This is a genomic window from Microcystis aeruginosa FD4 (assembly GCF_009792235.1).
GTDB lineage: Bacteria > Cyanobacteriota > Cyanobacteriia > Cyanobacteriales > Microcystaceae > Microcystis > Microcystis viridis.
The window spans coordinates 1,272,821-1,285,826 of record NZ_CP046973.1; the positions used below are offsets into that span (position 1 = coordinate 1,272,821).

The window sequence follows — 13,006 nt, forward strand, 5'->3', positions numbered from 1 at the left end:
GGCGTACGCTATACGCCCCTACCAACGGGTTAAAACCACGTTGCGTAGCGTCTTTTTAGCTGACCAGAACTTGAATTTCTGGGGACGAGTCAAAACGCCCCTAGACACTCGACTTAAATTAAAATTAAGTGTTGTGCTTAAGTGGGTGGGTGGAATTAAATATAAGATGAACATAGGTTGGGCTTCGGCCGTGAACCGTTTCAATAAACTCAATACCATATTGTTCACACAATTGTCTAATGCGTTCTTTGAGTTTTGCTGTCGGAATTGAAACAAAAGATTGATGATTATTTTTGCCTAAATTACATTCTTGTTTTTGTTCTTTGTTCCATCCAAAAACAACCACTCCAATTTGATGCTCAAGACAGTAATTAATAACAAGTCTAGCTGCTTTATTAACAGCATCTCTCATTTGTCGATTGCGCTTTTCTGTGATTTTAGCGAGTTGGGTTGACCAAAATCCTTGAGGTTTTCCGTTCGGCTGACGCTCACGGCAGAAGCCTTCTTTGAGAGTAGCTACCTGTTTGTTGTACCAACGATTAACAGACTTAAGATGCCTTCCATCAATTATAAAGCTAGTACCGAGACTAGAAACTCCTGTTAGCCAATTGTTTAATCCTAGGTCTAAGCCTAGCACATTAAGTATCTAAGCACAATTAATTACACATCTAAGCCACTACTCCGTCAGACTGCTGCTGTGATCAGTAAACAGTGAACTGAAAACTCAAATCCGATCCCTAATAGCTGTCTTGTGAGTCTCGGAGTCTCGGAGTCTCGGAGTCTCGACTAGGAAATTAATTTTGCACGACTACTTATCAGGATTGACCTCAATCTCGACTGGTTTACTCTCATAAACAAACTCAACATAAAAACAATGATTTCTGGGCAGTATTCTTAATTCCTTAATTTCTTGAAATCTCAAATTGGAGGGCATTGGCAAATAGAAGCTATCAAGTCCAAACCATTGCTTAACAGTTTTTCCTCAAGGGATTCTAATTTGATTATCAACCAATTTTAGGGCTTGTTTAGGATAGGCTACAGGACAGATACCTTCTTTTTTTTCTGTATTTAGGTAGGGCTGGCTGAATAAATCTAAAAACCTTGTTGGGTAAGACTTTTAGACTTTTTTTCCTCAAAAAGTGCCAACCATTGGAGTGATCGGGGGGAAATTTAGGCACTTTTTCCCTGAAAATTAGGTAATTGGCCACCTCAAAACTGGTAAAACCCCACACCCCACACCCCACACCCCACACCCTGCCACCACCGAAAAACTTTTTGCCGCAAACCCTAGGTAGATGAGGCTTATTTTTTACCCACATCATACCTGGACGATGTGGGCTAAATCGGGCTAAATCCCTTCTTTTCTAGCTAAAAGGACAGGACAATTGACATTAACCCGCACATAATCCGAGAGGGAAGTACCGAGCAGGCGATCGAGATCTGGTAAACTCTTGGCCACGGAAGGACGGCGATCGGGCGAACCCAACAGTAAGAGATCGACATTATAATCATCGACGAGTTTGCAGAGTTGTTCTCCCGGTTTACCCCCCGTCACCAGGCAGCGATAGGGTATATTCATCCGTTTCACTTTTGCTACTGCTGGCACTAAAATCGGGTTTTCTTCCATTTCTTTGGGGGAAGTGGGGGCAAATTCTGGTTTTAAGTCGGGGTTGACGCGGGCCAGAATTAACTCTGCTGAAGGATAATCCCGCAGGAGATAAATAGCCAGATCGAGAGCTAAATCAGCCGAGCTAGACTTATCGAGAGCTACCATCACCTTTTTGATTTTTTTGACGTAAATATCGTCTTTTACCAACAACATCGGGTGATTAGTCAGTTGAAAGACGTATTGACTGACGGAATTTTCTAGAATTGCCTCCAGTCGCTTCAGTCCTCGGGAACCCATCAGGATCAAATCGGCACCGATTTCGTCGGCAACTTGACAGACGGTATCTTTGGGATCTCCTTGGCGCAGAATCGTGGAAACTTTGCTGGGTTCAATTTTGACTTCTTGCAGGATTTTAGTCAGCATTTGGGTTCCCTCTTCCCATTTACTGGCCAGAGCTTCGGTGGTAATCTGAGGGGGAACAACCCGGAGAATGGTGATCGACGCTTTCCGGATAGCGGGCAGATCCATCAATGCTTGTAGCATTTCTTGGGTTTGACCCGTGCCGGAATCAGCGTATAGTATTTTCTCTAGCATAAAATTAAACTCGGTCTATGATCTTAATGGTTTTCGCTCATTTTCAGCATACTGCTAATGTTGTTCGGGAAATTTAACAACTTATTAAGCGCTTTTTCTTCGGTTAATGCGATCGCAAACGAGAGTATTTTAAGTATTTATGCTTAACTGTTACTTAGGGCTGGCTGAATAATGGTAAAACCCTTTTAAAATAAGGCTTTTGACCTGTTAAAATCCGATGTTCATGCCGCGAAAATAGGATTGGGACTTTCAAAAACCTGGCATTATCCTTCTTATAGTACATAGCTTGGTACAAAAAACCAGGGCAACAAAGCCTGAAACGACCGGCTACTGACGACTGGCTACTGACGACCGACTCCTACCCCCACCGAAAAACTTTTTCAGCAACCCCTACTTAGAAATAGGAGTAGCCGATATCAAAGGGGATATTAAAGTGTTAGACGAGAAAATCGAAGGCATCGACAATCGGCTCAGATCAGTAGAGGGAACCAAAAAAAATCAGGTCTGGACATTAATCATCCTTTTGGGGAGCGCCATTGTTACGTCCGGGTGGAAAGTATTTTTTTCAAGCAATATATGAGTTCTCCAATCCTCACCAGACTACAGTTAACCGAACACAAAAAGATTAACCGCTCCTGAAAGAAAATTTTCTTAAAGCCTAGACTTAAGATAAAATTATATCCAACCAGATGCAGTATAGGAGTTTACCAAATGTCTAACGAAACTGTTACTTATTCCCTTGATGTCGTCCTTAAAGAAATTAAAGACAGTATCAAGGAAGTTAGTCAAAAATTCGACAAGATTGATGAGCGTTTGACAAAAGTAGAAATAGGAATAGCCGATATCAAAGGGGATATTAAAGTGTTAGACGGGAAAATCGAAGGCATCGACAATCGGCTCAGATCAGTGGAAGGAACCCAAAAAAATCAGGTCTGGACATTAATCATCCTTTTGGGGAGTGCCATTGTTACAGCCGCTTGGAAAGTATTTTTTTCAAGCAATATCTGAGTTCTCCAATCCTCAACAAGACTACAGTTAACCCAACAAAAGAGGATAAAACCTTGTTTCTGGTGGACTAGATTTCCTAATTGCTTACTTGCCAATACAAAAACGGCTAAAAATGCGATCAAGTACCGATTCGGTCACTTCTTCGCCGGTAATTTCTCCTAAGGCTTGAATGGCAGTACGCAGGTCGATCGACCAAAAATCAAAAGGTAAATTTTGGTCAATTGTTTTTTTGACCTGTTCCAAAGCAAGTTTCGCCCTAGTTAAAGCGGCCGCCTGTCGTTGATTAATGGCCAAATCCAAATTAGCCGCCTGTAATTCTTGATTTTGGACAGCATTAATAATACTTTTTTCTAAGTCTTCAATGCCTTGATTTTGGGTGGCGGACAGCTTGACAACTCGCTCAATTTCTGCTGGGTAAATTACTGTTTTGGGATTAGCTAAATCAATTTTATTAATCACTAAAATTAATCGGCGATCGCTGACAGAGCGATAAATTTCCTCGTCCTCCTCGGTCCATCCTGACTCTGCGGAGACGGTTAAGAGAACTAAATCAGCAGACCGGGCCGTTTGACGGGAACGTTCCACGCCAATTTGTTCAACTCGATCGCCCGCCAAGCGAATTCCTGCCGTATCGAGGACTTGTACGGGGATTCCCGCCACAACTAGCTGAGATTCGACGATATCGCGGGTAGTACCGGGTAAATCGGTGACAATCGCTCGATCACTCCGACTCCAAGCATTTAACAAACTGGATTTACCCACATTCGGCCGCCCCACGATCGCCACTTTCAGCCCACTACGCAGCAATTCCCCGCGTTCGGCGGTGGTTAAAATTAAATTTACTTGACAAAAAACCTGTTCTATGCTAAGGAGAATCGCCTCGCCATCCAAAGGCGGTAAATCCTCTTCAAAGTCAATACGGGCCTCAATTTCGGCCAAAATATCGAGACAGGTGGCACGCAAATGGCGGATCGGTTGCGCTAGTTTCCCCTGTAAACCAGCGAGGGCAAATTGTGCCGCTTGGGGAGAACGCGCCCCAACGAGATCCACAACGCTTTCGGCTTGAGTTAGGTCAATTCTGCCGTTGAGAAAGGCACGCAGGCTAAATTCCCCCGCTTGTGCCAAACGCGCCCCATTTTCTAGACATAACTGTAACACCTGTTGTACGGGCATAATGCCACCATGACAGTGAAATTCCACCACATCCTCGCGAGTGAAAGAGCGGGGCGCTAACATGAGCAACAGCAAAGCTTCATCGATAATTGCCTGACTTTGGGGATGCTGGATATAACCGTAGAGAAGACGATGACTTTGCCATTTTTGACGATTGGGGCTATGGAAAAGCTGGCGGGCGATCGCCACTGCCCGACTACCTGACAGACGAACAATACCGATACTACCCTGCTGCGGAACAATCGCCGTAGCGATGGCAGCGATCGTATCCCCGGTGTTTAACATCTCTTAATCACTCCTTGCTAAAATTGAAGTTGGTATCAATTTTGTCAGCATTTATGCCCGGAAATATGCGCTCACGGTCATTAAAAGCGAGAAAAAGCCGCAAATATTCGAGTAATCGCTTACTGCGATTTTTACCCTATTGGTAAGTACCTAAGCAAAATTAATTACACATTTAAATAACCCTATTGTCTATTACCTATTGCCTCTTGCCTGTCTCGACTAGGAAATTAATTTTGCACGACTACTTATATTCGCTTAATGCGATTACAAGGACATCCTAGGGAAATTGCCAGGGGTTTTGCCCTGGGAGTTTTTTCGGGATTTTTCCCGTGGATGGGCCTTCAAATCATCGTCGCTATCTTTTTAGCCACCCTATTTCGTGCCAACAAAATCGCAGCTGCTGCCAGTACTTATATCAGCAATCCCTTGACCGATCTGCCAATTTTCCTGTTTAACTATAAATTAGGAGAGTTTATTCTCGGTCAAAGCGGGCGATCGAATGTGGGCGACATTTTTCAAACTAATCAAAGCTTCACCGAAAAGTTAGCTAGTTCTGGCGGCCAATTTCTTTTGACCCTGTTTTTTGGTTGCTTACTATCAGCGACGGTATTTGCTACGATAACCTATTTTGTTAGCTATCGCCTAGTTCATCAACGCCATCACCGGCGACAAACAGGTAGAAAGCTTTAATATAGCAGTTATCTTCATGGTGAGGTACAAAGTTTTCCTTTTCGGGAGTCTGTCGTCAATACTAAATTAGGTTACACTTCATCTTGATGAGAAACGCCATCAAGTGGCGTAGTTTTAAGATTCTGGCTCCGTGCCACCCGAAATGAGGCTTGAGGGCTTGTTTTAAGGCGTTATATTGATTCATGGGGTTTCTTGAGATTGTTTCTAAGTAGCTAGACTTACAATTATAGTAAGAAGTGAAAATAAGAAAGATTAAAACAAATAACCATGTCTCAACCGATTACCATCGAAGATATTTATAAACTTTTTGAGAAAACTAACGAAAAGTTTGAACAATCACGCCAAGAATACGATCGCCGGGCTGCCGAAGCTAAGGCCGAAGCCGATCGCCGGGCTGCTGAATACGATCGCCGGGCTGCTGAAGCCAAGGCCGAAGCCGATCGCCGAGCTGCTGAATACGATCGCCGGGCTGCTGAAGCCAAGGCCGAAGCCGATCGCCGTTTGGCCGAGCTAGAGAAAACAGTAGCCAATACCAGTCGTGCCGTGGATAGTTTAACCACTCGCTGGGGAAGATTTGTCGAGGAATTAGTCGAACCTGCTGTTATTAGCCTATTTCGCAGCAAAGGTATCGATGTTAAAGAAACCTATAGTCGTGCCAGGGTAAAACGGCAAGGAATAGCCATGGAGATTGACATTTTAGCCGTCGATGAAACCGAGGTAGTTTTAGTAGAATGTAAGTCTCGTTTATCGAAAGATGATGTCAATGAGTTTTTAGAAAAATTAAGTCGATTTAAACAGGCATTTCCCCATTATAAAAACTATCAAGCTTATGGTGCAGTGGCGGGAATAGAAATAGACGAAGGAGTAGATCGTTATGCCTATAAACAAGGTTTATTTGTGATTAAACCATCGGGAGAAACGGTAGAAATCATTAATGATTCTAGTTTCGAGCCTAAATTATGGTAGGGTGATCTTGTCACTTTACAAAGTATTAACCTTAAATTTTTGATCGCTAATCTTGATCGTGGGATAGATTAGAGTAAATTAATTAAACTTGAGAAGACATCCAAAAGCACGCCTACCTAACAAGGCGATCGATCCTATTTGACTTATTGACAATTATCTCATTTTTAACCAAGCAAAAATATCAGCAACCGTTAAACTTATCTCTATTTTCTCTAACACGGGTAAAGTTTCCTCAGAATTTAGATAATAAACCTTGGGAGTCTGATTCGCTTTAAATACTAAAATAGAACGATCATCAGGGACAATTAACCAGCCTAATTGACAACCATATTCTAAACAATGAATAATCTTATCTATAACAGGTGTCATGGCTTGATGAGGGGATAATATTTCGATAGTCCAGTCGGGAAAAGAGTCAAAGTAATTCGCAATATCTCCCTCTGAGGTTAAAGGAATTCTATTCCAATAAAAAACGGCAATATCTGGAACGAGAGAACGCACACCAAAGTTACATCGTAATTCAGGTAAAGCGTAAGCTATTTTAGCGGGTTCTGTGCTTTGATTAACCGTTTCACAGAATTTATATTGAATTTTACTATGTTGTCCAGAAGGCATGGCTTTTTGTTGAATTTCTCCGTTAAGATATTCCCAAGCTGGAGAATCATCTATATAAGACTCTTTGAGGAACGATTCTAGAGTTATTGACTTAATTTGAGTAGTCTTCATCACCGATTTAAGATATTATTCCCCATCCTAGCAAAATAACCTTAATAATAACTCTAGCACAGGCATCCTGCTTGTATATCCATATTACAGGCTAGAAGCCTATTCTACCGTTTTCCGGTAGAATAGGAATCTTGACTGTTGACTGGGTTTTATTTTTGGCGCTTGCGAGATAAGGCCCCTAATGCACCCACTGTTACTAAACCTAAGATAGTACCCGGTTCAGGAGTGGTTGCTGGGGGTTCTTGTGCAGGGGTGAACTGCAAATTATCTAAAAACAAGCCCTCCTCATTTAGGTCTGTAAAGGTTAAAATTAGCTTGTCAATAGCCCCGCTAAAATTAACATTTTGGGTGCTAAATGTGCTACTGTTGGTGGAAACTCCTGTTAAACTTTGGGTATCAACCCCTTTAACTTGCCCCGTCCAACTAATTCCACGACTGATTCCAAATACTTGATTCGCCAACTGAAAGGAATCAAAGGTAAATAACCCGCCCCCTGTGCGTGTAAACTCAATTTGACCACCAGTTACTACAGGATTGGACTGTGGACCATCCATTGTCTCAAAACCGACACCTAGGGATGAAGCGGGATTACCCTTCTGGACATTGAAGATAAAGTTCAAACCCGAAGTCACCGTATAGGTAAACCCATCCTCTGTCTGCGAACCGATGAAGGGACCAAAATTAGAGTCCAAATTTTCAAAGGTGATGGTATCGGCGTTAGCGGGTTGATTGATCGCACCGGCAACAGCGAAGGATAGACCAATAAGTGCTACCCCCCCCCGATGGAGTTTCTGATAAGTTTTATTAATGTCATAATTGCAAGCTCCTCACTAGGGAGAAAATTGATTAACTTTTGGGCATGGTAGCACAGGTTCAGGCAAAAAAGATATCCGAAAATTATTTTTTTTTGATTGGCTCTTGATTATTTCTTCAAGATTTCTTAAGATTTGCTGTAAAGCCTTGACTTGACTGACTTTGAAGGGATGAGAAAAAGAGATCGCCCTTGAAGACAAACGATCGCCAGCAGGGGTGAGAAGTCCCCTATCGAGGGTTAATCGCCTGATTTTCCAGCCATTGTTCTAAATCTTGTCGGGACTGAAAATCGAGTAAAGCTTCTCCTAAGTTTTCTAACTGTTCTAGGGAAAGACTGGGTATCTTTGCCGATAATTCGGATGAAATGCCCCCGATACGCCGATTTAATAGACGTAAAACTAGGTTAGCTTCTCCTTCTTGTCTTCCTTCTTGTCTTCCTTCGTCCCTGATGTCTTGATAGATCACAGATTCTTTCATAATGTCTTTCCTCAATAATCGTTGAATGATCTCTTTATTCAATACTAATCCGGCTAGAATGGCTGTGGATGCAGCTACATTACTTTTTTCTCGAGGGTCCCCCATTTGCTCAATTTCTTGGGCAATTTGCCGAAGCAAATTCTCTTGATCTTCCGCTTGAGCGAGTATGGCAAAGGGAAACAGCCCCGGAGCTTGTAATAAGGGTTCGGATGGCTGTTCCCATAGTCTTATGACCTCAAATTGATGATAGGTTTTCCCTTGTCGATATTCATTCTGTCTGACCCGGGGTGAGTCAGTTTTTCTTAGATAAATCACCACTTGATAGATAGGTTTACCTGGATAGCGTCGATAGAGTCTTACCGCATAATCTAGCATTCTATAGGGAACATCTTCTTTAGGGTCGGTTTGGAACTCGATATGTAATATTAGTTCTTCTGACTCCAAAAAGATTAAACTATCGGCTCTTATTGGCTCTAAAGATAATTCTGAGGGTTTAATTTCCGTTAAATCTAAGGGTTTACCCACTAACCAAGTGGCTAAATCTCTGGAATATTCAAGGGCGATAAATTTACAGGTAGAATCATACATTAGTTATTTATTAATTAAGGTTGATATCTTCAGCATAGCTATAAACTTCGATGCCTAAACTTTGGGCAACAGGTAAAGCAGTAGGATCAACCATTGGGGAAATGACAATTTTACGGTTGACAATGCGTTGATATTTTTGTTGATAAAATTCCACTTTACGGCTGAAAGTATATATATCTGCTTTACTCATAGAAGATTTAATTTCACAAACGATCACTAAACCATTTTTAATGATAACGTCAAATTCTACTTGATCCGGTCTTCCAAAAACCAGACCATCAGGATCATAATCATTAATATTTAATACTTCTACCCCGAAAGAATCTTGTAAAATAGCCGCTAAACCATTGCGAAAACTTGCTTCAGAAAAGAGTCCCCAACGAGAGCCTAAAGCCCCAATAGTGCTATCATGTTTTTTGTTCATCTTTTTAATTTCCTCTAAAGTTTCTCGATTTTGTTGACGTTGTTCCTCCCATTTCCGGTTATTTTCTTGATTTTGTTGAAGTTGTTCATCCCATAGCCGTCTTTGTTCATCCCATAGCTGTCTTTGTTCATCCCATAGCTGTCTTTGTTGATCCCATTTTTGAGATTGTTCATCCCATAGCCGTCTTTGTTCATCCCATTTTTGAGATTGTTCACCCCATTTTTGAGATTGTTCATCCCATTTTTTAGCTTGTTCTTCCCGATCGCGCTGTAATTCGTCTAAAATCCGATCTACTCTGTTTTTAAATTCCTCAAACTTCTGATCTGTCTCTTTTTTAGGTGAATAGTAGTCAGAAACGGTTCGCAAGATAAAATCCCGAATACTTGCATCTTCAGCCAGAATACTCGGTAATTGCTCTCTAATTAGGACTTTTATCTCAGCAGAATTGGTCATCTTAATCCACCTCCAGCCTATCTAATTCTAATCATAGTCGGTTTTTGCAGAAAATTGCCCATAGTTGTAGAACAGCCATCTTGTCTATTAAGTATGAAAAGTAGCCCGAAAAACCACAAAAGGAAGGTTTAACCTTCCCCATTCCTCAAAGTCAAGATGTACTTAAAACCACCCTAAAGGGGGTTTTAACCCAAATTTTCGATAAATCGTCCGAACAATAGCACAGGTAGGGGGAAAATAGCCCAAAATTCCTCTTTTATTAATACTTTTTTAAGGATTGACTGAAAGCTTTACCCTGAAAAACTTTGGGAAATATCTGATTTGGTGAATTAACACCCGTTCCCCCAATGACTGGTACTTGGGTAGTACAATTAGAGTAAGAATTAAAACAAATAACCATGGCTCAACCGATTACCATCGAAGATATCTATAAACTTTTTGAGAAAACTAACGAAAAGTTTGAACAATCACGTCAAGAATACGATCGCCGGGCTGCTGAAGCTAAGGACGAAGCCGATCGCCGGGCTGCTGAAGCCGATCGCCGTTTAGCCAAGCTAGAGAAAACAGTGGCTAATACCAGTCGTGCCGTGGATAGTTTAACCACTCGCTGGGGAAGATTTGTCGAGGAATTAGTCGAACCTGCTGTTATTGGCCTATTTCGTAGCAAAGGTATCGATGTTAAAGAAACCTATAGTCGCGCCAGGGTAAAACGGCAAGGAATAGCCATGGAGATTGACATTTTAGCCGTCGATGAAACCGAGGTAGTTTTAGTAGAATGTAAGTCTCGTTTATCGAAAGATGATGTCAATGAGTTTTTAGAAAAATTAAGTCGATTTAAAGAAGCATTTCCCCATTATAAAAACTATCAAGCTTATGGTGCAGTGGCGGGAATAGAAATAGACGAAGGAGTAGATCGTTATGCCTATAAACAGGGTTTATTTGTGATTAAACCATCGGGAGAAACGGTAGAAATCATTAATGATACTGGTTTCGAGCCTAAATTATGGTAGGAGAAAAATGATCCCCTCATCCGGCAAAGTGTTGGCAGCAGGTCTAATTTTTCCAACCTAGGACTAGACTAACTTATGGATAGGATGCAGAATTAGTATTCATATCTTGCTTCATTAACCTCTTACCTAACTAATTTTTGAGGATTCAAAAACAGCAAAGATAAAGATTAAATGGCATAAAATCTGTGAATAGAGCATTTTAAATTCTCCTGACTACTGACGACCGACTCTTAACCCTAACAACAATTTTTGATTTTTACCAGAGGTCTAGTAACGTTTTGTCCTAAAATTGCCAACACCCAGTTTCAATGCACGAGAACCTGATAGCTAAAAACTGGCTCCAGTTTTTGCCGGGGATAGCACAGCTTGATCGCAGTGGATCGTAAAATGGGATAATGCTAACTTTGAGAGTCAGAGAGACTATGAGTGAATTCGACTACGATTTAATTATTATCGGTGCTGGCGTTGGTGGCCACGGGGCAGCCCTACACGCGGTCAAATGTGGGCTAAAAACAGCTATTATCGAAGCCAAAGATATGGGAGGAACCTGTGTTAATCGCGGTTGTATTCCCTCTAAAGCTTTACTGGCAGCCTCGGGACGGGTGCGCGAATTGGCCGATAGTGACCATCTGAAAAGTTTAGGTATTGCCATCGGTGGTGTTAATTTTGACCGTCCGACAATTGCCGATCATGCTAACAACCTTGTCAGTAAAATTAGAGGCGATCTTACTAATAGTCTTAAACGTCTCAAGGTTGATACTATCCACGGTTGGGGAAAAATCGCCGGCCCGCAAAAAGTCAGCGTCATCGGGGATAGTGGCGAAAAAATCTACACTGCTAAGGATATTATGCTCTGTCCGGGGTCGGTTCCTTTTGTTCCACCGGGGATCGAGATCGATCATAAAACGGTTTTTACCAGCGATGAGGCCGTTAGATTAGAAACTTTACCCAAGTGGATTGCAATTATCGGTAGTGGTTATATCGGTCTGGAATTTTCGGATATATACACCGCTTTGGGTTGTGAAGTGACGATGATCGAAGCTTTAGATAGTCTCATGCCTGGATTTGACCCAGAAATCTCGAAAATCGCTGAAAGAGTTCTGATTAAACCTAGAGATATCGAGACCTATGTGGGAGTTTTGGCAAAAAGTATTAAACCGGGGAATCCTGTGGCCATTGAACTGGTGGACGCAAAAAGCAAAGAAGCGATCGAAATTTTAGAAGTAGATGCTTGTTTAGTCGCTACAGGAAGAATCCCTGCGACCAAGAATCTCGGATTGGAATTTGTCGGGGTAGAACTGGATAAACGCGGTTTTATTGCCGTTAATGACAAAATGCAGGTAATTCAGGACGGTGAACCGGTTCCCCATCTCTGGGCCGTGGGCGATGCTACGGGTAAAATGATGTTAGCTCACGCTGCTTCGGGTCAAGGGGTAATAGCCATTGAAAATATCTGTAATCGCCCAAAAACCATCGATTATCGCAGTATTCCCGCCGCCGCTTTTACCCACCCCGAAATTAGTTATGTGGGTTTAACGGAACCGCAAGCAGAAGTTTTGGCACAGGAAGAAGGGTATAAGGTGGCTTCTGTCAAGACCTATTTTAAGGGAAATTCTAAAGCTTTAGCGGAAGGAGAAACGGAAGGCATCGCTAAAGTCGTTTATCGTCAGGATACGGGCGAATTACTCGGTGTTCATATTATCGGTATCCACGCATCGGATTTAATTCAAGAAGCGGCCAATGCGATCGCTGAACGTAAATCTGTCGATGAACTCGCTTTCCGCATCCACACCCATCCAACTCTCTCAGAAGTCCTCGACGAAGCTTATAAACGCGCTGAAGTGGCAGCATAGAGTCAGTTATCAGTTATCAGTGATCAGTGATCAGTTATTACCGTTAAGTTTCCGACTCCTAAATTCTGACTCCTTTCTCTTTTTTTACTTTTTACTTTCAAGATTATGTTTGGATTAGGTTGGCCAGAAATAGTAATTATTGCTGTGGTTGTTCTCCTGATATTTGGACCGAAAAAAATACCCGAATTTGGGGCAGCTTTGGGGAAAACTTTACGGGGATTTAAAGAAGAAATCAATCAAGATGATCAAGAAAGCGAAGACAGTGACGAGAAGATGAGATAGATTGCGGCTGTCAGGGCGAATGCAATTCGCCCCTACAATAACATTATTGCGCCAA

General features: G+C 41.9%; 11 protein-coding genes and 4 pseudogenes. 7 read left to right on the top strand and 8 right to left on the bottom strand.

Features of this window, described 5'->3' with window-relative positions; translation table 11 throughout:
- Positions 1–196: 196 nt before the first annotated feature.
- A pseudogene (locus GQR42_RS06570) lies at positions 197–640 on the bottom strand (transposase); the annotation flags it as partial.
- Between the two features lie 708 nt (positions 641–1,348).
- Positions 1,349–2,203 carry a universal stress protein gene (locus tag GQR42_RS06575; protein ID WP_158199350.1) on the bottom strand — a complete coding sequence of 285 codons (855 nt, stop codon included), beginning with the start codon at positions 2,201–2,203 and terminating at the stop codon, positions 1,349–1,351.
- A 394-nt stretch (positions 2,204–2,597) separates the two neighbouring features.
- Here GQR42_RS06575 and GQR42_RS06580 point away from each other — a divergent pair.
- Together GQR42_RS06580 and GQR42_RS06585 are read left to right on the top strand one after the other, a co-directional pair.
- Positions 2,598–2,783: pseudogene (locus GQR42_RS06580) on the top strand (polyhydroxyalkanoate biosynthesis repressor PhaR); the annotation flags it as partial.
- 131 nt (positions 2,784–2,914) lie between these two features.
- A complete protein-coding gene (locus GQR42_RS06585; protein WP_158199351.1) occupies positions 2,915–3,211 on the top strand; it encodes a polyhydroxyalkanoate biosynthesis repressor PhaR in 297 nt (98 codons plus the stop codon).
- An 84-nt stretch (positions 3,212–3,295) separates the two neighbouring features.
- On the opposite strand, the gene mnmE is transcribed toward GQR42_RS06585, so the two are convergent.
- Positions 3,296–4,669 carry a tRNA uridine-5-carboxymethylaminomethyl(34) synthesis GTPase MnmE gene (gene mnmE, locus GQR42_RS06590; RefSeq protein ID WP_158199352.1) on the bottom strand — a complete coding sequence of 458 codons (1,374 nt, stop codon included), beginning with the start codon at positions 4,667–4,669 and terminating at the stop codon, positions 3,296–3,298.
- A 246-nt stretch (positions 4,670–4,915) separates the two neighbouring features.
- Here mnmE and GQR42_RS06595 point away from each other — a divergent pair.
- Positions 4,916–5,359 (top strand): annotated as a pseudogene (locus GQR42_RS06595) (DUF2062 domain-containing protein); the annotation flags it as partial.
- Between the two features lie 76 nt (positions 5,360–5,435).
- Here GQR42_RS06595 and GQR42_RS30275 read toward each other — a convergent pair.
- Positions 5,436–5,543: pseudogene (locus GQR42_RS30275) on the bottom strand (IS4 family transposase); the annotation flags it as partial.
- A gap of 83 nt (positions 5,544–5,626) precedes the next feature.
- Here GQR42_RS30275 and GQR42_RS06600 point away from each other — a divergent pair.
- Positions 5,627–6,325: a DUF3782 domain-containing protein gene (locus GQR42_RS06600; RefSeq protein ID WP_158199353.1), complete on the top strand. Its 699-nt coding sequence runs from the start codon at positions 5,627–5,629 to the stop codon at positions 6,323–6,325.
- A gap of 153 nt (positions 6,326–6,478) precedes the next feature.
- Here GQR42_RS06600 and GQR42_RS06605 read toward each other — a convergent pair whose 3' ends face one another.
- The 4 genes from GQR42_RS06605 to GQR42_RS06620 all read right to left on the bottom strand — a co-directional run bounded on the left by GQR42_RS06605 (position 6,479) and on the right by GQR42_RS06620 (position 9,806).
- Entirely contained in the window at positions 6,479–7,051 is a 573-nt protein-coding gene (locus GQR42_RS06605) for a Uma2 family endonuclease (RefSeq protein ID WP_158199354.1), read from the bottom strand.
- Between the two features lie 149 nt (positions 7,052–7,200).
- Positions 7,201–7,743, bottom strand: a complete 543-nt coding sequence (locus tag GQR42_RS28415; RefSeq protein ID WP_233271297.1) for a PEP-CTERM sorting domain-containing protein — start codon at positions 7,741–7,743, stop codon at positions 7,201–7,203.
- Between the two features lie 349 nt (positions 7,744–8,092).
- Entirely contained in the window at positions 8,093–8,929 is an 837-nt protein-coding gene (locus tag GQR42_RS06615; protein ID WP_158199355.1) for an Rpn family recombination-promoting nuclease/putative transposase, read from the bottom strand.
- Positions 8,930–8,939: 10 nt separating this feature from the next.
- On the bottom strand, positions 8,940–9,806 hold the full coding sequence (locus tag GQR42_RS06620) for a PD-(D/E)XK nuclease family protein (RefSeq protein ID WP_158199356.1): 867 nt from the start codon (positions 9,804–9,806) through the stop codon (positions 8,940–8,942).
- A gap of 398 nt (positions 9,807–10,204) precedes the next feature.
- Here GQR42_RS06620 and GQR42_RS06625 point away from each other — a divergent pair, with 398 nt between their 5' ends.
- The 3 genes from GQR42_RS06625 to tatA all read left to right on the top strand — a co-directional run bounded on the left by GQR42_RS06625 (position 10,205) and on the right by tatA (position 12,951).
- Positions 10,205–10,816 (top strand): DUF3782 domain-containing protein, encoded by a 612-nt coding sequence (locus GQR42_RS06625; RefSeq protein ID WP_158199357.1) that lies wholly within the window; start codon positions 10,205–10,207, stop codon positions 10,814–10,816.
- 422 nt (positions 10,817–11,238) lie between these two features.
- On the top strand, positions 11,239–12,669 hold the full coding sequence (gene lpdA, locus GQR42_RS06630; protein WP_158199358.1) for a dihydrolipoyl dehydrogenase: 1,431 nt from the start codon (positions 11,239–11,241) through the stop codon (positions 12,667–12,669).
- Positions 12,670–12,774: 105 nt separating this feature from the next.
- The gene (gene tatA / locus GQR42_RS06635; protein ID WP_158199359.1) at positions 12,775–12,951 is read left to right on the top strand and encodes a twin-arginine translocase TatA/TatE family subunit; all 177 of its coding nucleotides are present in this window, start codon (positions 12,775–12,777) and stop codon (positions 12,949–12,951) included.
- Positions 12,952–13,006 lie beyond the last annotated feature (55 nt).